Consider the following 24889-nt stretch of genomic DNA (forward strand, 5'->3'; position numbering starts at 1 on the left):
CGACGCCCAAGCTCCTAGGTTACTAAACCCTGGCCATCCGCCGCTTCAGCCGCCGGTGCGGAGTCCATGAGGGCCGCGATCAGCGCCCGGGCCTTGATCTGGGTCTCCTCGATCTCCTCAGCGGCGATGGAGAGGGCGGTGATGCCGCCGCCGGTGCCGATCGACGCGCCGTCCGGGCCGAGGACGATGCTGCGGATGACCATGGCGAGGTCGACGGCGCCGTCCACCCCGAGGTAGCCGAATGCCCCGGCGTAGACACCCCGGTCGCCGCCCTCGAGCGTGGCCAGGATGCGCATGGCGCTGGCCTTGGGGGCCCCGGTCATCGACCCGGCGGGGAAACAGGCCTCGATGGCGTCGACGGCGCAGAGGCCCGGCGCCAGGCGGGCCTCGACCGTGCTCACCAGCTGGTGCACGTGCGGGTAGCTCTCCACCTGGAGCAGCGCAGTCACGGCCACGGAGCCGAGCGCGGCGACCCGGCCCAGGTCGTTGCGCATCAGGTCGACGATCATGAGGTTCTCGGCGCGCTCTTTGTCGCTGGCGAGCAGTTCGCCCCGGAGCAGCCGGTCTTCGGCGGGGTCGGCCGAACGCGGCCGGGTGCCCTTGATCGGCCGCGTCCGCAGCCGCCCGGCCGGGCTGACCGACAGGAACTCTTCCGGTGAGGCGCTGAGCAGGGCGAACGGGCCGAACCTCAGCAGCCCGCCGTGGTGGCTCGGGCTTCCGGCGCGCAGCCGCCGGTAGACCTCCAGCGGGTCGAAGCGGCCGGCAATCGTGACCTCGTTGGTGAGGCAGAGCTGGTAGGCGTCGCCGGCGACGATGCGCTCCTGGCACGCACCGATCAGGCGTGCGTACTCGACGGGATCGTGCCGCCAGCGAGCCGAGATCGGGTCGGCGGATGCCCCGGCGTGCGCGCCTCGTGTCGGCGTGGCGACGCTGCCGGGCTGTGCGCTGTCGGACTGTGCACTGTCGGACTGTGCACTGTCGGGCAGGGTGGCGGCGGACGGGGCGGCATCCTCGAGTCCCGTCGCGAGGACCCTCGCGGTGTCGCGTACCCAGGCGTCGAGGCCGGGCGAGGCGACGTCCGGCCCGGTGAGCGCGAGCAGGGTGACCGTGCGGGCCGCATGGTCGAAGGCGATGGCACGGTCGACGAAGAGCAGTGCGGCGTCGGGCGCCCCGGGCGTCGGGTCACCCCGGCCGTCAGTCGCGGAGGGCGCGGCCAGAGCGTAGCCGAACCAGCCCACCCAGCCGAGCCGGAATCCGTCCCCGGCGTGAGGGGCGGGGCCGGCCGCCGGAGCGGCCCCGGCGGCCACCAGATCCGCACGGAGGAAGTCGAAGATGCTGCCTGTCGTGGTGCGCGGCGCATCCGTGGCGCCCAGCGGCCGGGTGCAGGTCACCGTGCCGGCCGTCGCCGACGCTGTGACGAAGAGTGAGCCGGCGTGGGCCGCCGCGAGATAGCTCACTCCGGCCGTCGCACCCGCCCCGGCGTCGAGCCACACGGCATGGCTGGCGTCGCCGTGCAGCAGGTCGAAGGCCACGGCCGGCTCGATCCAGCACGGGAGCCGACGGGAGAACACATCAGCCGGCCGCACCCGCGCCGGGCGCGCGGCGTCGTCTTGCTGCGGGAGGATGGGGGTCGACGGCACCCCACCAGCCTAGAGCCGTGGCCGGAACGGGCCGGAAGGACAGGTCAGCCGTTCCGCCAGAGACAGGGTCCGTGGGTCACGAGGGCGATGAGGACGCCCCAGCACGCACCGATCAACACGGCCAGGAGAATCCGGAAACCCTGTGTGCCCGAGCCGCGTGAGCGCACACCAGCCGCGCAGGCACACGCCCTAGGCTGGCGAGGTGAACGACGTACTCAACTGGATCCTGGACGCCGTCGGGGCCGTCGACCCTATCGTGCGCACCCTGCTGGCCGGGGTGGGCATGCTCCTGGAGACCTCGGTCCTGATCGGGCTGGTCGTGCCGGGCGACACCATCGTGATCGTCGCCAGCACGGCTGTGGAGGGGCCGGTCGAATACGTCGCACTCGTCGTCGCAGTGATCCTGGGCGCGCTCGCCGGGGAGAGCATCGGTTTCTACCTCGGCCGCCGGTTCGGCCCAGCGATCCGCGCGAGCTGGCTGGGCCGGCGCATCGGCGAGAAGAACTGGGCGGGCGCCGAACGATATCTCGCCCGGCGCGGCGGCATTGCGGTGTTCCTGTCGCGCTTCCTACCGGTACTGCACTCGGTCATCCCACTCACGGTCGGCATGAGCACCATGCGCTATCGCACCTTCCTGAGCTGGACGGTTCCCGCCTGCGTGATCTGGACCCTCGCCTACGTCTCCGTCGGCGCCGCCGCCGCGGAGGGCTATCGGGGTATCTCGGACCGGTTGCACTTCGCCGGGTACCTGTTCGTGGCGGTCATCGCGGTCTTCGCCGTCGTCGTGGCCCTGGTCAAGCGCTGGGTCAAGCGCCGGGAAGCCCGGTTCATGGAACACGAGCTTCCCCCGGAGTGAGACCTAGAGCACGGACGCCTTCCGCCCAGCGGGCGCCGTGAGCGTGACCGTGCGGGTGATCAGGTCGGCCGGAACCGGGGTGTGGGAGATCAGGAGCACGGCCCGGCCGCCATCCGCGGCCGCGGACAGGATGTCGCGCACGAGCCGGTCGCCCAGGCCTGTGTCGACGTTGGCCGTGGGTTCGTCCACTATGAGCACCGGGAAGTCGGCGAGCAGGGCCCGGGCCAGAGCGATCCGCTGGGCCTGCCCGCCCGAGACCAGGGCGCCGCGTTCGCCGACCCGGGCGTCCAGGCCGCCGCGCTGGCCCACCCACTCGGACAACCCGACCCGGTCGAGAACCGTGAGCAGCTCGGCGTCGTCGGCCGACTCCCGGGCGAAGAGCAGGTTCTGCCGGATGGTGTCGTCGAAGAGCCATGGGCGCTGCTCGCACAGCCCGACGACCTGCCGCACGTCGGACGGAGTCAGGTCACTCGCTTCGACGCCGTTGACCCGGTACGACCCTGTGTAGTCGAGGAAGCGCACCAGGGTCTGTGCGAGAGTCGTCTTGCCCGCGCCGCTGGCGCCGGCCAGGTGCACCCGATCGCCGGCGTCCAGGCGCAGGGAGAGCCCGGCCACGGCCGGCGCGAGGGCGCCAGGCCAGCTGGCGCCGAGGCCCGTGAGCTCGAGCAGCGGGATGCCCGGCTCGCCCGGCGCGGCTGTGACCGGCGCTGTCACGCCGGCGGCATCCAGCGCAGCCTCGGCGGGGATCTCGGCGGGAACCTGCTCCGGCACCGCTGTCGCCACACGTTCTGCGCTGGAGCGCACCTGCCGCCAGGCGCTCAGTGCGGGCGGGATCATCCCGAAGACCTCGAAGACCGCCATCGGCACGAGCACCACCACGGCCAGGGCAGGTCCGGAGAACCCACCGGTGCCCAGCGCCGGGATCGCCGCGATGAGGGCGAGGACGGTGGCCGCTCCCGCGCCGAGCGAGATCACCGCGGCCTGCACTCCGGCCCCGGTCGAGCGCCGCAGTGCCGCGCGGCGCAACCGGTCCTCCACGACCCTGAGATCGTCCAGGCGTGCCTCGAGCGCCCCGAAGGCCGTGAGCACGTCCAGGTTCTCCACGACCTCGAGCACCTCGTCGGCCAGGGCGCCGCGCAGCGGGGCCAGGGCGCGCTCGGAGCGAGCGGCCAGCGCCGCGGAGGCGAGGGCGCCGACGACGCCTGCGACGACGAGGCACAGGGCCAGGGTGAGGCCGGCAGCCGGCAGGACAGTCCAGACACCGATCACGCTGAGCAGGGCCACCAGGCCCGAGGTAGCGAGTGGCTGCACGACCCGCAGGGGGAAGTCCTGCAGGTCGTCGACATCGCGCACCAGACGCGTGAGCAGGTCACCCCGGCGTGTTTCCGACAGCCCGGCCGGGGCCAGCGGCAGGAGCCGGGCGAAGATGCCCAGCCGGAGTGCGCCGAGCTGGCGGAAGGCCGCGTCGTGGCTGGTCAGGCGCTCCAGATAGCGGAAGGCCGAGCGGGACAGGGCGAAGGCGCGCACGCCGACGACGGCCGTGCCGAGGAACATGATGGGCGGCATCTCGGCGGCGCGGGTGATGAGCCACGCCGAGCAGGCGAGGAGCGCCACGGCGCTGGCCGCGCTGACCACGCCGGCGGCGAGTCCGGGGAGGCTGCGGCGGGCGGGCGGCTGCGCCAGCCGGAGGATCGACCGGGCGGCCGGTGCCGGCAGCCAGGTGGAGCGATTCGGTGAGAACTCAGACATGCGCGACCTCGCTCAGGCGGACGACGTGCTCGGCCGCGTCAACGAAGGCGCCGCGGTGGCTCACGACGATGACGATGCGGCCCTGGGCGGCCAGGCGCCGCAGGCCCGTGATCAGGGCGGCCTCGGCCGCCTCGTCGAGCGCGGAGCTCGGCTCGTCGAGCACCAGGACGGCGCAATCCCGCGCCAGGCACCGGTAAATGGCCCGGGCCGCGGCGACCCTCTGCGCCTGACCGCCGGAGAGTCCGGCGCCGTTGACGCCCAGATGCAGGGCCGGGTCGAGGTCCGCCGCCCCGGCCCGCCGGAGCGCGGTGAGCACGAGGGCGTGGTCCACGACGGTCTCCCCCAACGCCACATTGGCGGCGATCGTGCCGGCGAACAGCCCGGGGCGTTGGCCGGCCCAGGCGAGCCACTCACGGTGGTCATCGGAGGCCACACGCTCAGTCCCGAGCCACACGGCACCGTCGAAGGGAACAAAACCCTGCAGGGCGCCGATCAGGGTGGACTTACCGACACCGCTCGGGCCGCTGATGACGCTCAGCTGACCGGCCGGGAACTCAGCGCTGAACCCGGCGATGGTGGCGGTGTCGCCGCGGCGAACGGTCACCTCGGTGAAGCGGAGGGACGCGGGGCGCCGGGCGGGCGGTGTCGCACGCTCCACTCCCCCTGACGTCTGGGTTCCCGCCTGCGCACCGGAGTCACCGTCCAGGATCGCGAACACCTCTTCGGCCGCGGCCAGGCCGTCGGCGGCGGCATGGAACTGCGCGCCCACCTGGCGCAGCGGGAGGAATGCCTCCGGGGCCAGCAGGAGGACGAACAGGCCGACGCCCAGCAGCAGCGAGCCGTCAACCAGGCGCAGCCCGATGGATACGGCGATGAGCGCCACGGACAGGCTGCCGGCCAGCTCCAGCACGAAGCCGCTGAGGAAGGACACCCGCAGGACCGTCATGGTACGTCCGCGGTATTCGTCGGTCAGGCCGGTCAGCCGGGCCGCCTGGCGGCGATCACGACCGAAGATCTTGAGGGTGGCCAGGCCGCCGACCACGTCGAGGAAGCCCGAGGACAGCCGCTGCAGGGCGTCCCACTGCTGCCGTTGCACGGTCTGGGTGGCCTGCCCGATCAGGATCATGAAGATCGGGATGAACGGCAGCACGATGATCACGGTGATACCGCTCGCCGGGTCCTGCCAGAGCATGACCAGAACCAGGATCGGTGTGGCGATCGCGGTGAGCAGCAGTTGCGGCAGGTACCGGGCGAAGTAGTTGTCGAGGGCGTCGAGACCGCTCGTGACCACCGTGGCGATCCGCGCATCCTGCTGCCCGGCCAGCCAGTCCGGTCCGCGCTCCGCCAGCCGGTCGAGCACAGCGGTGCGCAGCTGGCTCTTGACCGCCGCCGCGCCCCGGTTGGCCGCCACCTCGAGCAACCAGACGATCACGGCCCGAACGACCACCACCCCGGCCAGAGCCGCGACGGTGCTGCGGAGGGAATCGAACGATTCGCCGCCGACAGCCAGGGTGATGCTCTGGCTGAGCAGCCACGCGAAGGCCACGATGGCGAGGGTCTGGGCCAGGCCCAGGAGCGCTCCGACGAGGAGGAACCAACGCGCGGCTGAGGCGTGTTTGAGAAGCCGGGGATCGAGGGGGCGCATGCCGATCTAGTGTACGGCGGCTTCGATGTGCGTCCGCGTGATCCGTTTGCGGAAGACCCAGTAGGTCCAGCCCTGGTAGGCCAGGATCACGGGGGCCGCGATCAGGGCGGTCCAGCTCATCACCTGCAACGTGTACGGGGTCGAGGAGGCGTTCTCGATGGTCAGGCTGTTGGCCACGTCGTTGCTGGCCGGCATCACGTCGGGGAACAACGATGCGAACAGGGTCAGAACGGCGAAGCCGATGGTCACGGCCATGAGTCCGAAGGCGGTGCGCTCGTTGCCGCGCAGATTGGCCAGGTAGGCCGCGATCAGCGCGACGGCGGCGACGGCGGCGAGGATCCCGGACGCCAGGGTGCCGTAGGCCAGGGTGGTCCAGACCAGGAAGCTCGCTGCGACGACGATGGTCACCACGCCGGACCGGATGGCCAGTGCCCTGGCCCGCACCCGGATGTCGCCCTCGGTCTTCGTGGAGACGAAGATCACGCCGTGCGTGAAGAAGAGAAGCAGGGTGGTCAGGCCGGCCAGCAGCGAATACGGGTTGAGCAGGTCGAAGAACGTGCCGATGTAGTTGAAGTCGGCATCGAGCGGCACACCGCGAACGACGTTGCCGAAGGCCACACCCCAGAGCAGGGCCGGTACAGCGGAGCCCACCACGATCATGGTGTCGAAGGACTTCTTCCACTTGAGCTCTGGGCGCTGGTGGCGGTACTCGAACGAGACCCCCCGGGCGATCAGCGCCAGCAGAATGAGCAGCAGGGCGAGGTAGAAACCGCTGAACATCGTCGCGTACCACTCGGGGAACGCGGCGAACAGGGACGCCCCGGCCACGATCACCCAGGTCTCGTTGAGGTCCCAGACCGGGCCGATGGTGTTGATGAGCACCCGGCGGTCGGTGTCGTCCTTACCGAGGAAGGGCAGCGACATGCCCACGCCGAAGTCGAACCCGTCGAGCACGAAGTACCCGATGAACATCGCGGCGATGATCCAGAACCACAGGATATTGAGTTCCATGGTGAGCTCCTAGTAGACCGTGGTCGTTTGCTTGATTTCGCCGGACACAGCGTCGGGTACCGGTGCGTCGTCCGGGCCCTTCTGCACGGCCTTGAGAATGAGCCTGAACTCCACGACGGCGAGGGCGCCGTACAGGAGGGTGAAGGCGATGAGGGAGATGAGGATCTCCAGGCCGCTCACGTTCGGCGAGACGCCATCCGCTGTCTTGAGCAGGCCGAACACCAGCCAGGGCTGGCGACCCATCTCGGTGAAGACCCAGCCCACGCTCATGGCCAGCAGCGACAGCGGGAAGGACCAGATCGCGACCTTCCAGATCCAGGTCTTGGGGTTGCGCCCCTTGCGGGTGACCCAGAGGCCGCCGACGGCGACGAGGATGTGCGCGATGCCCAGTCCGATCATCCAGCGGAAGGACCAGTAGGTCACCCAGATGATCGGCGAGTAGTCGCCCGGCCCGTACAGCTGGACGTACTGCTCCTGGAGGTTGTTGATGCCCTCCACCGTGCCGTCGAAGGTGTGGGTCGACAGGAACGACAGCAAGTACGGGATGCGGATGGAGAAGAGTTCGCTGACGCCGTCCGGGGTACCGAGGGTGAAGATCGAGAACGACGCGTTGGCCCCTGTGGCCGTGTGGTACATCGCCTCGGCCGCCGCCATCTTCATGGGCTGGGCCTGGACCATAGCCAGACTCAACTGGTCGCCCATCAGGGTGGTCAGGGCGCCGGCGATGACCATCATCCAGAGGCCGAACTTGAGCGCTGGGCGCATGGTCTCGAGGTGCTGGTTGCGGGACAGGTGCCAGGCGGCCACCGAGATGATCAGGCCGGCGGAGACCATGAAACAGGCGAAGATCGTGTGCGGGAAGGCCGCGAGGGCGATCGGGTTGGTGAGCAGTTCCCCGATGCTGGTGAGCTCGGCCCGGCCCTTCACCTCGTTGATCTGGTACGCCACCGGGTTCTGCATGAAGGCGTTCGCGGCGATGATGAAGTACGCCGACGCGATGCTGCCCACCGTGGTGAGCCAGATGGTGGCCAGATGCAGCCCCTTGGGCAGCTTGTCCCAGCCGAAGATCCACAGACCGATGAAGGTGGCCTCGAGGAAGAACGCCGTGATGCCCTCGAAGGCCAACGGGGCCCCGAAGACGTCGCCGACGAACCGGGAGTAGTCCGACCAGTTCATGCCGAACTGGAACTCCTGCACGATTCCCGTGACGACGCCCATGGCGAAGTTGATCAGGAAGATCTTGCCGAAGAAGTGGGTGAGCTGCAGGTACTTGGCCTTGTTCGTGCGGTACCAGGCGGTCTGGAAGATCGCGACAGTCGTCACGAGACCGATGGTGAGGGGCACGAAAAGGAAGTGGTACACCGTCGTGAGGCCGAACTGCCACCTCGACAGGAGTAACGGATCAAGCCACTCGTTCATGTGCCCTCCCGGACCTCAGATTTCTACGTGCTGTAGAACACTACTATTCTACGAGCCGTAGAAACACCCATTTCGCTTGATAAACTTGTGCACATGGGAAGTTTGGGTGTGCTCGAGAGACTGTTGATGGACCTGCTGTGGTCCGCCGACCGGCCGTTGTCGGCCAACGAGCTGCGGGACGCCCTGTTGGATCCCGCCGCCACCGGTACGAAGCCGCTGGCCACGACGACGGTGCTCACGGTGCTGTCCCGCCTGGAGAACAAGGGCTTCGTGACCAGGGACCGCGGCAGCCGTCCGCACGGCTACACGGCCGTGAGTTCCCGTGCCCAACACACCGCCGAGCTCATGCACGAGGTCCTGGGCTCCACGAGCGACCGCACGGCCACTCTGGCGCGGTTCATCGGGGACGTCAGCCCGCAGGAGGCCCGGATGCTGCGCGAGCTCCTCGAGAGCGTCGGTTCGCCATCAGCGGACTAGGCAAGGTCGCGGCGGCGTGCTGACCTGCGCGCTCGCCTTGATGGTCCTGGCCGTGATCCTGGCTTGGCCGCTTCCCATCGTGCTGGCGTCGTCGGCCTGGCCGGCAACCGCGCCCGGACTCGCGCTGGCCCTGTGGCAGTCCATCGCCCTGGCCGGCGGCGTGTCGATGATCGGCTCCCTCCTGGTCTTCGGCCTGATCCCGTTCGGGCCGACTCCGCTGCTGGCCCTCGGCGCCCTCGCCAGGCATGTGGGGGCAGGCACCCTGCCGGCGGGTGCCACCTTGGCCGGCGTCATGTCGCTCTGCCTGGCGCTCATCCTCGCCGCCCACCTGGTGTTGAACCTCGGCGCCACTTTCGTCAGGGCCGAACGGCAACGGCGCCGTCACCACACGCTGATAGCCCTGCTGAGCGAGCCGATGCCGTTCGATGAGACCGGAACCCGGGTGATCGACCATGCCGCCCCTGTGGCCTACTGCCTGCCCGGCGCCACGCGGTCGGCCACGGTGCTGTCCCGAGGTCTGCTGCGCCTGCTGGATGCCGACCAGTTGCGCGGTGTCGTCGCCCACGAACGCGCGCACCTGCGTCAACAGCACCACCTGGTGCTGTTGGCCTTCAAGTCCTGGCACAGCGCCCTGCCCTGGTTCCCGATCGCGAACCGCGCCGAGACCGCCGTAGCCCTGCTCGTGGAGATGCTCGCCGATGACCAGGCCAGGCAGGTTGTCGACGACCGCACCCTGGCCACGGCCATAGCGCTGGTCGGAACGGCGCCCATCGACGGCACGGCCGCCTCGTCGACGCGGGCGGGCACCTCTGCTGCCGGCCGCGGCGACGGGATCAGCCCTGACGGCGCCCCGAGCGGAGCCGCCGCAACCGGGCTCGCCCTCGGTGGGTTCGGTGTGGACGGCCTGGGTGACCGGCGGCGCATCGAGTCACCCGCCGATTGGTCCGCCGAACTGGTGGCGCCCAGGGTCCGTCGCCTGCTCGGGCAGGGCCGGGTGCTCCCGCCACTCGGCCGCGGAGCCGTGGTCGTGGCCACGGCCGGGCTCATCCTGCTGCCCGCCGTACTGCTCGTCAGCGCCTGAGGCCAGCGCAGCACGAACGGCCCCGTGGAATCACGGGGCCGTTCGTGGTGAAGCCGGGTGCGGTGCAGAGGACTGCGCCGCTGAGCCGTTTAAAGCTGAGCCGCTAGATCAGGTCTTCTTTGGTCAGCCAGTCGGTCGCGATGGTGTCGGCCGCGGCCTGGTCGTTGACGCTCTGGGCGTTCAGCGACACGAGGACATCCGCGCTCAGCTTGGCGCTGACGGCGTTGATGATCTCAGCGGCGCCGTCGTCGACCTTGTCGGAGACCACGGGGACGACGTTGTCGGGGAAGAACAGCCCGTCGGGGTCGTCGAGGGCGACGAGGTCGTTGGAGACGATGTTCGGGTCGGCCGTGTAGATGTTGGCCAGCTGGATGGTGTTGTCGACCAGAGCCTTGACCGTCAGCGGCCCGCCGTTGTCCTCCACCGGGGTGAAGCCGGCGATGTCGATGCCGTACTTCTCCTTGAGGGCGGTCGGTCCGTACGGGCGGGTCTCCAGCTCGGAGTTTCCGCCGACGGTGATCGGTTCGGTCACCTGGGTGAGCGAGGCGATGTCGGTGAGGTCATAGGTGTCGGCGAAGGCCTTCGTCACGGTCCAGGAGTTCTGGTCGGTCGCATCCGCCATGTCGAGCACGGCCAGCCCGTCTGGGAGGGCGTCCTGCAGCTCGGCGTAGGTCTCGTCGGCGGTTCCCCCGGCGGCGTCGGGCTCGAGGGCCTGCAGCAGGCTGCCGGTGTATTCGGGGAAGACGTCGATGGAGCCGGCTTCGATTTCGGGGAGGTAGGCCTCGCGCTGGCCGATGCGGAACTGGCGGTCGACGGTGTAGCCGCCGTTCTCCAGCGCCTGGGCGTAGATCTCCGCGATGATTTCGTTGGAGTAGTAGTCCTGCGAGCCGACCACGATGGTGTCCGGTGCGCTGGAGCTGTTACTTCCCTCATCCAGCGGATCGCCGGATGCACACCCTGCAAGGGCTACGACAGCCCCAACCGCGACCGCGCTGACAAGCGCGAGCCGGCCTCGTGTGATTGTGAACATGCTGTTGTCCTTCCTCAGGTACCGATGGTTCGGTAGTTGTGTCACCGGAGAGCTGTGCGGCGGTCCGGGCGAAGTGTGCTGGTGCTGGTGCTGGTGCTGGTTGTGGCCGTTGGGCTGCCGGTCCTGCCGGGGCGCAGGCGCCCGGAAACACCCCGTGGTACGACAAACCGTTGGATCAGCGCAAAGATTCCCTCGAGCACCAATGCCAGCAGGATCACCAGGATCGAGCCGCCCAACATCTCGGCGTAATCGCGATTCTTCAGGCCCGCGAACAGGTACCGGCCCAATCCGATGTCGGCCACATACGCCGCCAGCGTCGCCGTGGCGATGACCTGGAGGGTAGCCGAGCGCAGGCCCCCGATCAAGAGCGGCAGGCCGAGGGGAACCTCGACCTTCCGCACGATCTGCAGCTCCGACATGCCGACCGCGCGGGCGGCATCCACCGTGCGCCGGTCGATGGCCTCGAAACCGGTGTAGGCGCCGGCCAGGATGGGCGGGATCGCGAGCACCGTCAGGGCCACGTACGGGGCGACGACGCCGATGCCCACCCAGAGGGCCACGAGGGTGAGCAGGCCGAGGGTCGGGATGGCGCGCAGTCCGCCGGAGGTGGTGACCGCCAGGCCCCGGCCCCGTCCGGTGTGGCCGATCAGGTAGCCCAACGGAATCGCGATCGCGGAGGCGATCACGAGGGTGATGAGCGTGAAGACCAGGTGCTGGCCGAGGCGCAGCGGGATGGCGTTCAGACCCGTCCAGTTGGCCGGGTCGAGGATCCAGTCGATGGCGTCGACGAAGAGGTTCACGCGGCAGCCACCTCCGCCGGGGCGGGCGCCCGGACGGCGGCCACCTTCCGGGTCCACGGCATCAGCACTCGTCCGGCGAGCACCAGTGCCCCGTCGAAGATCAGGGCGAGAGCCACGGTGGCCACGAGTCCGGCGATGATCTCCGCCTGGATGCCACGCTGGAAGCCGTCGGTGAACAGACTGCCGAGGCTTTGCACCCCGATGACGGCGCCCACCGTCACCAGGCTCACCGTGCTCACCGCGACGACCCGCATCCCGGCCAGGAGCACCGGACCGGCCAGCGGCAGTTCGACCTGCCAGAACCGCGACCAGGCCGAGTAGCCCACGGCCGATGCCGATTGGCGCACATCGGCGTCCACGGACTCCAGCCCGTCGGCGACGACCCGCACCATGAGGGCGACCCCATAAAGGGTCAGCGCGATGATCACGTTGAGCGGGGAGCGGAGACCGGTGCCGATCACGGCGGGCAGCACGAAGAAGAGGGGCAGCGACGGCACAGCGTAGAGCAGGCCTGCACCGGTGAGGATGATGCCGCGGCTCACCCGGTAGCGCCGGGCCAGCCAGCCCAACGGAACCGCGATCACGAAGCACAGGACGATCGGGGGCAGGCTCAGCACGACGTGGTCGAGCATGCGCGCCCAGATCAACCCGAGGTTGGCCAGCACCCAGGTCATCGGGCGCCTTCGGTGCCGGTGGCGGCGCGGCTGGCCGCGGGGTCGTTCAGCACCCCGGCCAGCCGGCCGTCGCTGTCCACGAGGACGTCCTCCTCGCCGTGGCGCTCGAGGTGCAGCACGCGTCGGCCGCGGTCGGCGCCGACGAAGCTGGCCACGAAGTCATCGGCCGGGTGGGCGAGGATGTCCGCGGGGGTGCCGACCTGGGCGATGTGACCGCCCTCACGGAGGATGACGATCTGGTCGCCGAGCAGGAACGCCTCTTCGATGTCGTGAGTGACGAAGACCACTGTCTTGTCGAGGTCCTTCTGCAGCCGCACGAGCTCCTGCTGAAGTTCGGCCCGCACGATGGGGTCGACCGCACCGAAGGGCTCGTCCATGAGCAGGATGTTGGGGTTCACGGCCAGCCCCCTGGCCACGCCGACACGCTGCTGCTGACCGCCGGACAGCTGGCTGGGGTACCGGTCGGCCAGGGAACGGTCGAGCCCGACGGTGTCGAGCATGGCGAGGGCATCCGCTCTGGCCTGGCGTTTCGGGGTGCCGCGCAGCAACGGCACCGTGGCGACGTTGTCGACGACGGTGCGGTGCGGCAGCAGGCCCGAATTCTGCATGACGTAGCCGATGCCGCGTCGCAGCTTCACCGGGGCCAGCGTGGAGATGTCCTCACCGTCGATCTCGATCGACCCGCTCGTCGGGTCGACCATGCGGTTGATCATCCTCAGGAGGGTCGTCTTGCCCGACCCGGACGAGCCCACGAGCACCGTGGTCTGGTGCGAGGGCAGGACGAGGCTGAAGTCCTCCACGGCCAGGGTGCCGTCCGGGAATCTCTTGCTGACGGAATGAAACTCGATCATGGCTGGCTCGGTCCTCCAAGCGGCTTGACGCTCGACGTCACTCCCCGGGTACGGAGGTGACGGAAGCGGGCAAGTACGGAAAGACTAGCCAACCATTGTTCGGAGCCAGATCCAAAGCGGATTGCCGGTGATGACGCCGATCACGCCAGAGGCGAACGTCCCGATCAGGTCTCGGCCGGTCAGGAGTCGGTGCCGTAGAACCCCTCGAGGTAGTCGTGCATGATGCGCCGGCACTCGGCGATGAAGCGTTCGTCGCCCTGGCTGTTCCAGGTGAAGGCCCGCGACAGCAGGGAGTCGGCCATTTCCACAGCCACTTCGAGGCGGAAGATCAGCTCGGGTCCGCCGGAGAGGCCGAACTGCTCGGACAGGACGCCCGCGATCTGGTTGGCGAAGAATCCCGAGTCCAGTTCGTCGGGCACGCTGGCCTGGGCCCGCTCGCGGTCGGCGAAGTGCAGGATCCGGAAACCGGGTTCGGCACGGTACAGGTCGACGAAGGCGGAGATTCCGCAGTCCACCGCCTCCCACCAGGTGCTCGGCTGGGTCTCCTTGAGCGTGTCGGCGACCCGCTGGCGGTAGCGCATCACTGCGCGTTCGCGGAGCCCTTCGAGCACGGCGACGCGGTCGGGGTAATAGCGGTACACGGTGCCGATGGAGGCTCCGGCGCGTTCGGCGACCATCGCGGTGGTGATCCGGTCGAAACCGACTTCATCGACGACCTCTGCCGCCGCGTCGAGCAGGGCGGTCAGACGGGCCGCACTGCGCTGCTGGATGGGTTCGGTGCGAACCTGTCGGCCTTGTGCCACAGAGTCTTCACCGAAAAGGTCGATCAGCGCCACGTGTCCTCCTTGAATATACGTCACAATCCTAGGGGTCCCCGCGAGCGGCTCAGCACTATACTTGCCCCCCAAACGGGCAGAAACCCGATAGCCGGGCGCGTCGCATGTCGGCCCTGTCGCCGGCTGCCCGGCCCCGCTCGTCCCGGACAGCCGCGCCGCCCGTGAGAGACTCTAGGTGTGTCAAAGTTCCCCGCCACGGCCTCCGCCCCGCTGAACCCTGCACGCATGATGCACCGCGCGGCGCGAATCGAGGATTGGCTGCACGACAAGAGGGAGAAGTTCGCCCGGCGGCGTGGACACAAGCCCATCGTCATCCCGTACACCGGGTACGGCACCCCCGAGCGGGTCCGGGTTCTCTGCCGGGTGCTGCTGGCCAAGCCGGCGACGGCCGCGGCGGTCGCACGCAAACGGCGCCGCAACGACGGTCGCGACGCGAGCATCAGGGGCTGGCGGAGCTTCCTGAGCGTTCCCGTCAACGACGTCACGGTCACCATCGACATCGGCGGGCACGCGCACCGGGTGCAGGCCGACCGCGGCGGAGTGGTCGACACTGTCATGGACGTGGCCCTCGAACCCGGATGGCACACCGCCCTGCTGCACACCGAGGCATCAGCCCCCGTCGAAGCACCGGTGTTCGTCGTGGCGCCCGACGTGCGCCGGGGGATCATCTCCGATGTGGACGACACCGTCATGGTGACCACACTGCCGCGTCCACTGCTGGCCGCCTGGAACACCTTCGTGCTCGACGAGCACGCCCGGGTTCCCACGCCCGGCATGGCGGTTCTGCTGGACAGGCTGGCGGATGCGACACCCGGCGCCCCCGTGATCTACCTCTCCACGGGCGCGTGGAACGTCGCGCCGACACTGAGCCGTTTCCTCTCCCGCAACCTCTACCCGGCCGGGGCTCTCCTGCTCACGGATTGGGGCCCCACCCACGACAGGCTGTTCCGGAGCGGCCGGGAGCACAAGAGGGAGAACCTGCGCCGGTTGGCGCAGGAGTTCCCCGAGATGCAGTGGATCCTGATCGGCGACGACGGTCAGCACGATGAGGCGATCTACAGCGAGTTCCAGCAGGACTTCCCGCAGTGCGTCGCTGCCGTCGCCATCCGCCGCCTCTCCCCCAGTGAGGCCGTCCTGGCCGGCCGCCGGGCCAAGGATGCCGTGGAGGCCAAGCCTGATCCGCTCTGGGTCTACGGTCCGGACGGTGCGAGCCTGGCCACCCAACTGGCCGATCTCGGCCTGATCGCCGACCCCGGACTGCCCGGTCCGGCGGAGTAGCCGTCCGGCGCGGGACGCGTCGCTTCCTGTCAGCGCCGGGCGAGCAGCCGGTCGAGTCCGCGGTTGATCTGGCGGGCCCAGAGCGGACCCCGGTAGAGGAACCCCGTGTAGCCCTGCACGAGAGTGGCGCCGGCGGCGAGACGCTCGGCGACCTGCTCGGCCGTTTCCACCCCGCCCACCGAGATGACGCAGAGGTCGGCCGGGACGGTGGCCCGGATGAGCCGCAGCACCGCGAGGGACCTGGCGTGCAGCGGCGCCCCGGAGAGCCCGCCGGCGCCGGCGGCTGCCACGACGGCGGTGTCCGTCGCGAGGTTGTCGCGGCTGATGGTGGTGTTGGTGGCGATGATGCCGTCCAGGCCGAGTTCCACCGTGAGGCCCGCGATACGGGTGACTTCGTCGTCGGTGAGGTCCGGCGCGATCTTCACCAGGAGCGGGGTGCCCCCGGCCTCATCGCGCACGGCGCTCAGCAACGGGGCAAGCTGGTCGAGTTCCTGGAGTCCGCGCAGGCCCGGGGTGTTGGGGGAACTCACGTTGACCACGAGGTAGTCGGCGATGGGCGCCAGCAGGCGCGTGCTGACCAGGTAGTCCGCTGTGGCGTCCTCGACGGCGGTGACCCGGCTCTTGCCGATGTTGATGCCGAGGACCGGGCGCTTCCGGGTGGCGCGCACCCGGGCCAGCCGCTCGACGGCCGCGGCGGCGCCGCCGTTGTTGAAGCCCATCCGGTTGATCACGGCGCGGTCGGGAATCAGGCGGAACAGGCGGGGCTTGGGGTTCCCGGGCTGCGCGACGGCGGTGAGGGTGCCCACCTCCACGTGGCCGAAGCCCAGCCGGCCGAGGCCGATGACGGCCTGGCCGTCCTTGTCGAAGCCGGCGGCGACGCCGAACGGCGAGTCGAAGTGCAGCCCGAGGGTGGTCACCCCGATGTCGGTGCGCGGGCGCGTGAGCCCGTGCACGAGGGGGCCGAGGCCCAGGCGGGGAATCCAGCGAATGACCTCGAAGGCCAGGTGGTGAGCCCGTTCGGGGTCGATGCGGGTGAGGACGTGTGTGAAGAGGGTGGGGTACACGGTCAGCTTTCGGCCCGGGAGCCGGTCTCCACGGCCCCGGCATCCGCCTCGGCGTGTTCGGTGCGCAGCTGGCCGATGGCGGCTTCGAAGTCCTCGAGGGAATCGAACGCCTGGTAGACGCTGGCGAAGCGCAGGTACGCGACCTCGTCGAGCTCGCGCAACGGGGCCAGGATGGCCAGGCCGATGTCGTTGGCCTCGATCTGGGACGCGCCGGTCTGGCGGATGGTCTCTTCGACCTTCTGGGCCAGCATCGCCAGGTCGGAATCGGTGACCGGGCGGCCTTGGCAGGCCTTGCGTACGCCGGAGACGATCTTTTCTCGGCTGAACGGCTCCACGACACCGCTGCGCTTGATGATGTTCAGGCTGGCGGTCTCGGTGGTGCTGAACCGGCGCCCGCACTCCGGGCACTGCCGACGACGGCGGATCGAGAGCCCGTCGTCGCTGGTGCGCGAGTCGATGACACGGGAATCAGGGTGGCGACAGAACGGGCAATACATGGTGGGAAAAGCCTACCGCGCCGCATCCCCCGCGAAACGCGCCGTGACGGCGTCGCCGTGCGCCGGCAGCGCCTCGGCCGAGGACAGCGCCAGGATGTGGTCGGCCACGCCGGCCAGACCCTCACGGCTGTACCGCACCACCTGCTGCGGGCGCAGGAACGTGTAGGCGCCGAGGGCCGAGGAGAATCGCGCCTGTCCCCCGGTGGGCAGCACGTGGTTGGAGCCCGCGGCGTAGTCGCCGAGGCTGACCGGAGCGTACGGGCCGAGGAAGATGGCTCCGGCGTTGTCGATCTGGCTCAGGACGGCGTCGGGGTCGACGGTCTGGATTTCGAGGTGCTCCGGGCCGAAGGCGTTGCTGAAGGCGGCGGCCTGGTCGAGATCGTCGACGAGGACGATGGCCGACTGCGTGCCGCTCAGCGACGCCGTGACCCGCTCGGCGTGGGTGGTCGTTCCAGCGAGGTCGTCGAGCAGGTCCTCGACGGCGCCGGCAAGCTCGGCGGAGTCGGTGACGAGAACGGCCGCCGCGAGCTCGTCGTGCTCGGCCTGGCTGACCAGGTCGGCGGCGACGAACGCGGGGTCGGCGGCGGCATCCGCGATCACCAGGATGTCGGTCGGGCCGGCTTCGGAGTCGATGCCCGTCACACCGCGGACGAGGCGCTTGGCGGCAGCGACGTAGACGTTGCCCGGTCCGGTGACCAGCTGCACGGGGTCGAGCCCCAGACCCGGTACCCCGTAGGCGAAGGCCCCGACGGCGCCGGCCCCGCCCATGGCGTAGATCTCGTCGACGCCGAGCAGGCCGGCGACGGCCAGGATCGTGGGGTGCACACGGCCGCCGAAGTGGCTCTGCGGCGGAGACGCGAGCGCGATGGAGCCGACGCCGGCGACCTGGGCCGGCACCACGTTCATCACCACGCTGGACGGATAAACGGCCTTGCCGCCGGGGACATAGAGCCCGACACGCTGCACGGGCCGCCAGCGCTGCACGATCTCGGCGCCGTCGGCGATGGTTGTCGTGACCTGTGGCGGCACCTGGGCCAGGCTGGCCAGGCGCACCCGGCGGATGGTCTCTTCGATGGCTGTGCGCACCGCGGGGTCGAGGGCCGCGAGGGCCTCCTCGACGTGGGCGGCGGGCACCCGCACGAACTCGGGGCGCACCCGGTCGAGGCGCTCGGCCTGGTCGAGCAGGGCGATTTCGCCGCGTGCGCGCACGTCGTCGATCAGCTCCGCGGCGACGTCGCTGGCGACCGTGACGCTCGTCAGAGCCCGGGGTACAGCGGCCAGCAGATCGGCCGGAGCAGGCCGCGTTCCTCGGAGGTCAATCGTCTGAATCATGTCGACCCAGCTTATCCAACAACCGTCAGGGCACGGGAATAGGCTGGTAGGTGAAACGATTGGCACCAGTATGAACGAAGGCACCATCCGGTCGGCCGCGCTCCCCCAGGCGACCGCTCTCGACACCGATCCCCACGCCCCCGGCGATCTGGCCGCGTTCAAGAACGCGTTCCGTCGGCATGCCGCCGGGGTGTCGGTCGTGACCGCCCTGGATGCAGAGGGCTCCCCCGTCGGTTTCACCGCGACATCGCTCGCATCGCTGTCGGCGGTGCCGCCCCTGGCCACCTTCAACATGGCCAGGTCCGCGAGCTCCTGGCCGGCCATCTCCGAGACGGAGCGGGTGGTCATCCATCTGCTCGGGCTGCGCAATCGCACGCTGGCCGAACGCCTCGCCGGACCGGGCACCGAGCGTTTCGTCGGCGATCACTGGCGCGTGGGCCCGCACGGCCTCCCGGTGCTCAACAATGTGACGTCCTGGATGGTCGGCCGGATCGTCGAGCGGGTCTCCGTGCACAACGCGGCAGTGATCGTGGTGCAGATCGAGGGCGGCGGGCTCGGCGAGGACGACGAGGCGCTGGTCTACCACGAGCGCCGCTACCGGGCGCTGGGCGAGACGCTCTAGGCGCGTCAGCCGGCGCCGCCGTCAGAGCGCGCCCGTCAGCGGGCGGCCTGGGCCTCGCGTGCCGCGGCCTTTCGGCGCTGGCGTTCTGCTTCCGTCGCGGCAGCTTCGGCCGGCGTCGGCGCGGTGCCGCCCAGGTGGGCGGGCTGCCACCACCGCCCGGATCCGGGCTCGGGGTACCGGGCCTGGGCGCCGTCGACCAGGGTCTGCAGTGTGGCGTGCAGCCTGTCGGTGACCTGCTGCGGGTCCTCGTCTGCGCCCACGTGTATGGGTGCGCCGATGGCGAAGCTCACCGGGGTGCGGTAGGCCTCCCCGAGCGAGGGCTTGTGGTTCTTGGTGAGCAGCCGGTGGCCGCCCCAGACGGCCACAGGGATGATGGGCACCCTCGCTTCCTGGGCCATGCGTGCGGCTCCGGTCTTGAGGTCCCGCACGGTGAACGATGCGTTTACGCCGCCCTCGGGGAACACCCCGACCAGCTCACCGGCGCTCAACGCGCGCACAGCGTCGGCGTAGGCCTGCGCGCCGGCGGTCATGTCCACGTTGATGTGTCGCATGCCCCGCAGCAGCCAGCCCACGACGGGCTTGTCGAAAGCGCCCTTCTTGGCCATGAAGCGGATGTGCCGGCGGTTCTTCCGCCAGGTCATCCACTCGACGAGGGCGAAATCGGCGTAGCCGAAGTGGGTGATGGCCATCACCGCTCCGCCGGCATCCGGCAGATGGGTGAGGCCGGTGACGGAGGGCCGCAGCCGGAAGAGTCCGAAGATGCCTCGGCCGGCCGCAATGGCCGTGCTGTAGATCGGTTCCCTGGTACGCGTTCTCATGCCCTCAGCGTAGGACCTGAGGCTGTCAACCTCCTGGTGTCCGCGCCGTACTCGCCCGGGTCTTCGGGGGCGCGCGCGGACGGCCTCCTGCTCGCCGGCGTGGCGCCCGCGCTATCGTGTGCGCATGACTGAGCCGGTGACCACCGGATGGACCGATTTCGCCCTGGCGACGGCCGGGGCCGCGGCCGCCCTCGCGGGGCTCGTGATGGTGGCGATCTCGGTCAATATCCGCCAGATCCTGGGCCTGGCCGGGGTGTCCGCGCGGGCAGCGGCGGCCATCGGGTCGCTCGTCCTGGTGGTCGTGTCGAGCGCGCTGATCCTCGTTCCCGGCCAGCCGGGCTCCGCGCTCGGGGCGGAACTGCTCGCCGCCGCGGCGGCAGCCGCGCTCCTGCACGGGGTGTCCCTGAGCCAGAGCATGAGGCAGGCGACCCGGCCACGGGCCGCGCGCCTGCTGTCGCTTCCGATCGCGGCCGCCCAGCTGGCGCCGCTCATCGTCGGCGCACTGCTCCTGGTGTTCGGCGGCGACGGGTCCCTGGCCGGTGCCGCCCTGTACTGGGTGGCCGCCGGCCTGATCCTCACCGTGATCGGTTCCATGCTCGACGCCTGGGTCCTGATGGTCGAGATCCTGCGCTGACCCTTAACGTGCCGCGGACTGTGAGTGCGGCCCCGGAAACGCGCCCGTCCCGGCTTAGCTCACCGTTCGCGGGGTCTAGGTGAGGCAATAGGGGCCGAGGAGGCTCTTGAGCTCGCCGAACAGGTCGGCCGTGACGGTGACCCGGCTGGGCAGCTCGAAGACCCGGGCCACATCGCCCTTGATGAGCTTGAGGCGAACCTCGGAGGTGCCGCTGTGGCGCTTGAGCACCTCGCCGAGCTGGGTCACGGTGTCCGTGGTGGCCCGCGCCTCGAACAGCGTGATCGAGAGCGTGCCGTGATCCGAGGCCTGACCGAGGTCGGGCGCGAAGATGCTGTACGCGTGCAGGTTCATGCCGTCGTCGCGCATGCTCACCCGTCCTCGCACGACCACGACGGAGTCGCTGATGAGGTCGAGGGAGAACTCCTGGTACGCCTTGCCCATGAACATGACATCGATCTCGCCGCCGAAGTCCTCGACCGAGATGATGCCGTACTGGTTGCCGGACTTCTTGGCGATGCGGTGTTGCACGTTGGTGATGAGCCCGGCCACCGTGACGGTGTCGGCATCCTGGGTGTGCTCGGAGCTGATCAGGTCCGTGATGGTCGTGCTGGCGTGCTTGGCGAGCGGGATCTCGAGGCCGGCCAGGGGGTGATCGGAGACGTAGAGACCGAGCATGTCGCGCTCGAGCGCCAACTTCTCCTTCTTCGTCCACTCCGGCCGCTCGGGTACCTGCTCGGTCTCCTGAGGGTCGTCGAAGAGGCTGTCGAAGTCGAATCCGACCATACCGTGCGACTCGTCGCGCTTGATTTTGACGGCGGAGTCGACCGCACCCTCGTGGATCTCGAACATCGCCCGGCGGGTGGCGCCGAGGGAGTCGAACGCGCCGGACTTGATCAAGGACTCCACGGTGCGCTTGTTCGTCACCTGCAGGGGCACCTTGCGCAGGAAGTCGTGGAACGACTCGAAGGCGCCCTTCTCGGTGCGTGCCGCCCTGATCGCCTCGACGACGTTGAAGCCGACGTTCCGCACGGCGCCGAGACCGAAACGGATGTCGGTGCCGACGGCGGCGAAGAAGCCGATCGACTCGTTGACATCCGGCGGGAGCACCTGGATGCCCATGCGGCGGCACTCGTTGAGGTAGAGCGCGAGCTTGTCGCGCGCGTCGCCGACGCTCGTGAGCAGGGCCGCCATGTACTCGGCCGGGTAGTGCGCCTTGAGGTAGGCGGTCCAGTAGCTCAGCACGCCGTAGGCCGCAGAGTGAGCCTTGTTGAAGGCGTAGTCGGAGAACGGTAGAAGGATGTTCCACACGGTGGTAACGGCTTCCATCGAGTAACCGTTGGCCATCATTCCGCCGGAGAAGCCCTCGAACTGCTTGTCCAGTTCGGACTTCTTCTTCTTGCCCATCGCGCGGCGCAGCAGGTCGGCCTGGCCCAGCGAGAAGCCCGCCAGCTTCTGCGCGATCGACATCACCTGCTCCTGGTAGACGATGAGTCCGTAGGTTCCGCCGATGATGTCCTTGAGGGGCTCCTCGAGCTCCTTGTGGATGGGGATGATCTCCTGCTGGCCGGTCTTGCGCAGGGCGTAGTTGGTGTGCGAGTTCGCACCCATGGGGCCAGGCCGGTACAACGCGATGACGGCCGAGATGTCTTCGAAGTTGTCGGGCTTCATGCTGCGCAGGAGCGCCCGCATCGGGCCGCCGTCGAGCTGGAACACGCCGAGAGTGTCGCCGCGGGCGAGCAGCTCGTATGCGAGCGGGTCGTCCAGGCCGAGGTCCTCGAGAACGGGCCGGTGGCCGCGGTTGGCCTCGATGTTGTCGAGGGTGTCGTCGATGATGGTGAGGTTGCGCAACCCCAGGAAGTCCATCTTGATCAGGCCGAGGCTCTCGCAGGCCGGGTAGTCGAACTGGGTGACGATCTGGCCGTCCGCTTCACGGCGCATGATCGGGATGATGTCGATCAACGGGTCGGAGGACATGATGACACCCGCGGCGTGCACGCCCCACTGGCGCTTGAGGTTCTCGATGCCGAGAGCCGTGTCGAAGACCGTGCGCGCCTCGGCGTCGGTCTCGATCACAGCGCGGAAGTCGCCGGCCTCGCGGTAGCGCGGGTGGTCCTTGTCGAACATGCCGGTCAGCGGCATGTCCTTGCCCATGATGGGCTGCGGCATGGCTTTGGTGAGCTTGTCGCCCATGCCGAAGGGGAAGCCGAGCACCCGGCTGGAGTCCTTGAGGGCCTGCTTGGCCTTGATGGTGCCGTAGGTGACGATCTGGGCGACGCGCTCCGCGCCATACTTCTCGGTGACGTAGTGGATGACCTCGCCGCGGCGACGATCGTCGAAGTCGACGTCGAAGTCGGGCATGGACACGCGGTCGGGGTTGAGGAAGCGCTCGAAGATCAGTCCGTGCACGAGCGGGTCGAGGTCGGTGATGCCCATGGCGTACGCGACCATCGAGCCGGCACCGGAGCCACGGCCGGGGCCGACCCGGATGCCGTTGTCCTTCGACCAGTTGATGAAGTCGGCCACGACGAGGAAGTAGCCGGGGAACCCCATCTGGGTGATGACGCCGACCTCGTAGTCGGCCTGCTTGCGGACGGCGTCCGAGATACCGTTCGGGTAGCGGCGCTGCAGCCCGAGTTCGGTCTCCTTGATGAACCAGCTCTCCTCGTTCTCCCCCTCCGGGGTGGGGAACCGGGGCATGTAGTTGGCCTGGGTGTTGAACTTGACCTCGCACCGCTCGGCGATGAGCAGGGTGTTGTCGCAGGCCTCCGGGTTGTCCCGGAACAGGTGGCGCATCTCGGCGGCCGTCTTGAGGTAGAACTCGTTCGAGTCGAACTTGAACCGGTTCGGGTCGTCCAGCGTCGAGGCCGACTGCACGCAGAGCAGGGCGGCGTGCGCCGTGGCGTCGTGGGCGTGCGTGTAGTGCAGGTCATTGGTGGCCACCAGGGGCAGGTCGAGCTCCTTGGCCAGCTTGAGCAGGTCGGTCATGGTGCGGCGCTCGATGTCGATGCCGTGGTCCATGATCTCGCAGAAGAAATTGTCCTTGCCGAAGATGTCGCGCAGCTCCCCCGCGGCCTGCCTGGCCTCGTCGTACTGGCCGAGGCGGAGACGGGTCTGCACCTCGCCACCGACGCACCCGGTCGTGCCGATCAGGCCCTTCGAGTAGGTGCTGAGCAGCTCTCGGTCCATCCGGGGCTTGAAGTAGTAGCCCTCGAGCGACGCGAGCGAGGAGAGTCGGAAGAGGTTGTGCATGCCCTCGGTGTTCTCCGAGAGCAGGGTCATGTGGGTGTACGCGCCGCTTCCACCGACGTCGTCGCGGTTCTGCGCGTTGGTGCCCCACTTCACCCGGGTCTTGTCCCGGCGGTCGGTGCCAGGGGTGATGTACGCCTCGGTGCCGATGATGGGCTTGATGCCCGCGTCGGTGGCGGTCTTCCAGAAGTCGAAGGCGCCGAAGACGTTGCCGTGGTCGGTCACCGCGATGGCGGGCATACCCTGCTCCGCGGCCGCCGCGATCAGGGGCTTCACCCGGGCGGCACCGTCGAGCATGGAGTACTCGCTGTGCACGTGGAGGTGGACGAACGAATCATTCTGCGGTGACACGACTGCTCCAGCTGCTCTGGGGTTGTACTGATGAGAAGGAGGGGTGGTATTCCAGCCTAATCGCCACGAAGGATGCGCAGGGCGTTCGCCAGGTCGTCCGGGTATTCGGCGTCGAAGGTGACCCATTCGCGGCTGGACGGGTGCTCGAAGGAGAGCTGCTTGGCAACCAGCCACTGCCGGGTGAGGCCGAGTCTGGCCGAGATCTTGGCGTCGGCGCCGTACATGGCGTCACCGACACACGGATGCCGCTGGGCGGCCATGTGCACGCGGATCTGGTGGGTGCGCCCGGTTTCCAGGTGCACCTCGAGCAGCGACGCGGACGGGAAGGCCTCGAGCGTCTCGTAGTGGGTGACGGAGTCCTTGCCGCCGGCGATCACGGCGAACTTCCAGTCCGAACGCGGGTGGCGCCCGATGGGAGCGTCGATGGTGCCGCTGGACGGGTCGGGGTGGCCCTGCACGACGGCGTGGTAGATCTTGTCGACCTCGCGGTCGTGGAAGGCCCGCTTGAGGTGCGTGTAGGCGGCCTCCGACTTGGCCACGACCATCAGGCCGCTTGTGCCGACGTCGAGGCGGTGCACGATGCCGGCCCGTTCGGACGCCCCTGAGGTGGCGATCCGGTACCCGGCGGCGGCGAGGGCACCGAGCACAGTGGGGCCGGTCCAGCCCACACTGGGGTGCGCGGCGACACCGGAGGGCTTGTTGATCACGACGATGTCGTCGTCGTCGTGCACGATCGTGAGATCCGGCACCGCGATAGGGACTATCACCAGGTCTTGCTTGGGTGCCCAGCTCACATCCAGCCAGGCCCCGGCCCGCAGCTTGTCGGACTTGCCGACCACGACGCCGTCGAGGGTGACGCCGTCGGACTCGGCGATCTCGGCCGCGAAGCTGCGGGAGAAGCCGAAAAGCTTGGCGATGCCCGCATCCACGCGCACACCGTCCAGGCCGTCGGGGAGGGGAAGGGCTCGGTTTTCCATG

22 protein-coding genes are annotated in these 24889 nt (G+C 69.2%); 6 read left to right on the top strand and 16 right to left on the bottom strand.

Going from position 1 to position 24889, the window contains the following annotated elements:
- Window positions 1-14: 14 nt before the first annotated feature.
- Window positions 15-1640 carry an anthranilate synthase component I family protein gene (locus tag DOE79_RS02140; RefSeq protein ID WP_245977074.1) on the bottom strand — a complete coding sequence of 542 codons (1626 nt, stop codon included), beginning with the start codon at window positions 1638-1640 and terminating at the stop codon, window positions 15-17.
- A 202-nt stretch (window positions 1641-1842) separates the two neighbouring features.
- Between DOE79_RS02140 and DOE79_RS02145 the strand changes: the two genes are divergently transcribed.
- Window positions 1843-2496, top strand: coding sequence for a DedA family protein (locus DOE79_RS02145; RefSeq protein WP_120337079.1), 654 nt, complete (start codon window positions 1843-1845; stop codon window positions 2494-2496).
- A gap of 3 nt (window positions 2497-2499) precedes the next feature.
- Here the strand turns inward: DOE79_RS02145 and cydC are convergent, their stop codons facing one another.
- From cydC to DOE79_RS02165, 4 genes are read right to left on the bottom strand one after another with little or no spacing between them, the layout of a single operon-like run.
- The gene (gene cydC / locus DOE79_RS02150; RefSeq protein WP_120337080.1) at window positions 2500-4245 is read right to left on the bottom strand and encodes a thiol reductant ABC exporter subunit CydC; all 1746 of its coding nucleotides are present in this window, start codon (window positions 4243-4245) and stop codon (window positions 2500-2502) included.
- Complete coding sequence (cydD, locus tag DOE79_RS02155) at window positions 4238-5890, bottom strand: thiol reductant ABC exporter subunit CydD (protein ID WP_120337081.1); 1653 nt, start codon at window positions 5888-5890, stop codon at window positions 4238-4240. The genes cydC and cydD overlap by 8 nt, the downstream gene beginning before the upstream one ends.
- Before the next feature lie 6 nt (window positions 5891-5896).
- Window positions 5897-6901: a cytochrome d ubiquinol oxidase subunit II gene (cydB, locus tag DOE79_RS02160; protein ID WP_120337082.1), complete on the bottom strand. Its 1005-nt coding sequence runs from the start codon at window positions 6899-6901 to the stop codon at window positions 5897-5899.
- Window positions 6902-6910: 9 nt separating this feature from the next.
- Window positions 6911-8320, bottom strand: a complete 1410-nt coding sequence (locus DOE79_RS02165) for a cytochrome ubiquinol oxidase subunit I (RefSeq protein ID WP_120337083.1) — start codon at window positions 8318-8320, stop codon at window positions 6911-6913.
- 93 nt (window positions 8321-8413) lie between these two features.
- Between DOE79_RS02165 and DOE79_RS02170 the strand changes: the two genes are divergently transcribed.
- Complete coding sequence (locus tag DOE79_RS02170) at window positions 8414-8797, top strand: BlaI/MecI/CopY family transcriptional regulator (protein WP_120337084.1); 384 nt, start codon at window positions 8414-8416, stop codon at window positions 8795-8797.
- Window positions 8798-8813: 16 nt separating this feature from the next.
- On the top strand, window positions 8814-9878 hold the full coding sequence (locus tag DOE79_RS02175) for a M56 family metallopeptidase (protein WP_245977075.1): 1065 nt from the start codon (window positions 8814-8816) through the stop codon (window positions 9876-9878).
- Between the two features lie 103 nt (window positions 9879-9981).
- On the opposite strand, the gene DOE79_RS02180 is transcribed toward DOE79_RS02175, so the two are convergent.
- From DOE79_RS02180 to DOE79_RS02200, 5 genes are all read right to left on the bottom strand, one after another.
- The gene (locus DOE79_RS02180) at window positions 9982-10908 is read right to left on the bottom strand and encodes an ABC transporter substrate-binding protein (RefSeq protein WP_120337085.1); all 927 of its coding nucleotides are present in this window, start codon (window positions 10906-10908) and stop codon (window positions 9982-9984) included.
- Between the two features lie 41 nt (window positions 10909-10949).
- Window positions 10950-11708 (bottom strand): ABC transporter permease, encoded by a 759-nt coding sequence (locus DOE79_RS02185; protein ID WP_120340100.1) that lies wholly within the window; start codon window positions 11706-11708, stop codon window positions 10950-10952.
- On the bottom strand, window positions 11705-12382 hold the full coding sequence (locus DOE79_RS02190) for an ABC transporter permease (RefSeq protein ID WP_120337086.1): 678 nt from the start codon (window positions 12380-12382) through the stop codon (window positions 11705-11707). The genes DOE79_RS02185 and DOE79_RS02190 overlap by 4 nt, the downstream gene beginning before the upstream one ends.
- Window positions 12379-13233 (bottom strand): ABC transporter ATP-binding protein, encoded by an 855-nt coding sequence (locus tag DOE79_RS02195; protein ID WP_120337087.1) that lies wholly within the window; start codon window positions 13231-13233, stop codon window positions 12379-12381. Before DOE79_RS02195 ends, DOE79_RS02190 begins: the two co-directional genes overlap by 4 nt.
- Window positions 13234-13412: 179 nt before the next feature.
- Complete coding sequence (locus DOE79_RS02200) at window positions 13413-14069, bottom strand: TetR/AcrR family transcriptional regulator (RefSeq protein WP_120337088.1); 657 nt, start codon at window positions 14067-14069, stop codon at window positions 13413-13415.
- 225 nt (window positions 14070-14294) lie between these two features.
- Between DOE79_RS02200 and DOE79_RS02205 the strand changes: the two genes are divergently transcribed.
- Window positions 14295-15347 (top strand): App1 family protein phosphatidate phosphatase, encoded by a 1053-nt coding sequence (locus tag DOE79_RS02205; RefSeq protein ID WP_162942870.1) that lies wholly within the window; start codon window positions 14295-14297, stop codon window positions 15345-15347.
- Window positions 15348-15376: 29 nt separating this feature from the next.
- Here DOE79_RS02205 and DOE79_RS02210 read toward each other — a convergent pair whose 3' ends face one another.
- Genes DOE79_RS02210 through hisD form a run of 3 tightly spaced genes read right to left on the bottom strand, consistent with a single transcriptional unit; the run spans window position 15377 to window position 18240 of the window.
- Window positions 15377-16411, bottom strand: a complete 1035-nt coding sequence (locus tag DOE79_RS02210; protein WP_120337089.1) for a quinone-dependent dihydroorotate dehydrogenase — start codon at window positions 16409-16411, stop codon at window positions 15377-15379.
- Between the two features lie 2 nt (window positions 16412-16413).
- Window positions 16414-16908, bottom strand: coding sequence for a transcriptional regulator NrdR (gene nrdR, locus DOE79_RS02215; protein WP_120337090.1), 495 nt, complete (start codon window positions 16906-16908; stop codon window positions 16414-16416).
- Window positions 16909-16920: 12 nt separating this feature from the next.
- Entirely contained in the window at window positions 16921-18240 is a 1320-nt protein-coding gene (gene hisD, locus DOE79_RS02220) for a histidinol dehydrogenase (protein WP_120337091.1), read from the bottom strand.
- A 70-nt stretch (window positions 18241-18310) separates the two neighbouring features.
- Here hisD and DOE79_RS02225 point away from each other — a divergent pair, with 70 nt between their 5' ends.
- On the top strand, window positions 18311-18862 hold the full coding sequence (locus tag DOE79_RS02225) for a flavin reductase family protein (protein WP_120337092.1): 552 nt from the start codon (window positions 18311-18313) through the stop codon (window positions 18860-18862).
- A gap of 35 nt (window positions 18863-18897) precedes the next feature.
- Here DOE79_RS02225 and DOE79_RS02230 read toward each other — a convergent pair whose 3' ends face one another.
- Window positions 18898-19680: a lysophospholipid acyltransferase family protein gene (locus tag DOE79_RS02230; protein ID WP_120337093.1), complete on the bottom strand. Its 783-nt coding sequence runs from the start codon at window positions 19678-19680 to the stop codon at window positions 18898-18900.
- Window positions 19681-19804: 124 nt separating this feature from the next.
- Here DOE79_RS02230 and DOE79_RS02235 point away from each other — a divergent pair, with 124 nt between their 5' ends.
- Complete coding sequence (locus DOE79_RS02235) at window positions 19805-20314, top strand: hypothetical protein (RefSeq protein WP_120337094.1); 510 nt, start codon at window positions 19805-19807, stop codon at window positions 20312-20314.
- 75 nt (window positions 20315-20389) lie between these two features.
- On the opposite strand, the gene dnaE is transcribed toward DOE79_RS02235, so the two are convergent.
- A complete protein-coding gene (gene dnaE / locus DOE79_RS02240; RefSeq protein ID WP_245977272.1) occupies window positions 20390-23857 on the bottom strand; it encodes a DNA polymerase III subunit alpha in 3468 nt (1155 codons plus the stop codon).
- Between the two features lie 110 nt (window positions 23858-23967).
- The gene (locus DOE79_RS02245; protein WP_066595110.1) at window positions 23968-24888 is read right to left on the bottom strand and encodes an RluA family pseudouridine synthase; all 921 of its coding nucleotides are present in this window, start codon (window positions 24886-24888) and stop codon (window positions 23968-23970) included.
- Window position 24889 lies beyond the last annotated feature (1 nt).

The sequence above is a fragment of the Cryobacterium soli genome, from assembly GCF_003611035.1.
Lineage (GTDB): Bacteria > Actinomycetota > Actinomycetes > Actinomycetales > Microbacteriaceae > Cryobacterium > Cryobacterium soli.

Excerpts from the sequence above, each read along its gene's own strand:
- cydC (WP_120337080.1), bottom strand. The coding sequence starts at position 4,245 with ATGTCTGAGTTCTCACCGAATCGCTCCACCTGGCTGCCGGCACCGGCC.
- cydD (WP_120337081.1), bottom strand. The coding sequence starts at position 5,890 with ATGCGCCCCCTCGATCCCCGGCTTCTCAAACACGCCTCAGCCGCGCGT.
- cydB (WP_120337082.1), bottom strand. The coding sequence starts at position 6,901 with ATGGAACTCAATATCCTGTGGTTCTGGATCATCGCCGCGATGTTCATC.
- DOE79_RS02165 (WP_120337083.1), bottom strand. The coding sequence starts at position 8,320 with ATGAACGAGTGGCTTGATCCGTTACTCCTGTCGAGGTGGCAGTTCGGC.
- DOE79_RS02170 (WP_120337084.1), top strand. The coding sequence starts at position 8,414 with ATGGGAAGTTTGGGTGTGCTCGAGAGACTGTTGATGGACCTGCTGTGG.
- DOE79_RS02180 (WP_120337085.1), bottom strand. The coding sequence starts at position 10,908 with ATGTTCACAATCACACGAGGCCGGCTCGCGCTTGTCAGCGCGGTCGCG.
- DOE79_RS02190 (WP_120337086.1), bottom strand. The coding sequence starts at position 12,382 with ATGACCTGGGTGCTGGCCAACCTCGGGTTGATCTGGGCGCGCATGCTC.
- DOE79_RS02195 (WP_120337087.1), bottom strand. The coding sequence starts at position 13,233 with ATGATCGAGTTTCATTCCGTCAGCAAGAGATTCCCGGACGGCACCCTG.
- DOE79_RS02205 (WP_162942870.1), top strand. The coding sequence starts at position 14,295 with ATGATGCACCGCGCGGCGCGAATCGAGGATTGGCTGCACGACAAGAGG.
- nrdR (WP_120337090.1), bottom strand. The coding sequence starts at position 16,908 with ATGTATTGCCCGTTCTGTCGCCACCCTGATTCCCGTGTCATCGACTCG.
- hisD (WP_120337091.1), bottom strand. The coding sequence starts at position 18,240 with ATGATTCAGACGATTGACCTCCGAGGAACGCGGCCTGCTCCGGCCGAT.
- DOE79_RS02225 (WP_120337092.1), top strand. The coding sequence starts at position 18,311 with ATGAACGAAGGCACCATCCGGTCGGCCGCGCTCCCCCAGGCGACCGCT.
- DOE79_RS02230 (WP_120337093.1), bottom strand. The coding sequence starts at position 19,680 with ATGAGAACGCGTACCAGGGAACCGATCTACAGCACGGCCATTGCGGCC.
- DOE79_RS02235 (WP_120337094.1), top strand. The coding sequence starts at position 19,805 with ATGACTGAGCCGGTGACCACCGGATGGACCGATTTCGCCCTGGCGACG.
- dnaE (WP_245977272.1), bottom strand. The coding sequence starts at position 23,857 with ATGCTCGACGGTGCCGCCCGGGTGAAGCCCCTGATCGCGGCGGCCGCG.
- DOE79_RS02245 (WP_066595110.1), bottom strand. The coding sequence starts at position 24,888 with ATGGAAAACCGAGCCCTTCCCCTCCCCGACGGCCTGGACGGTGTGCGC.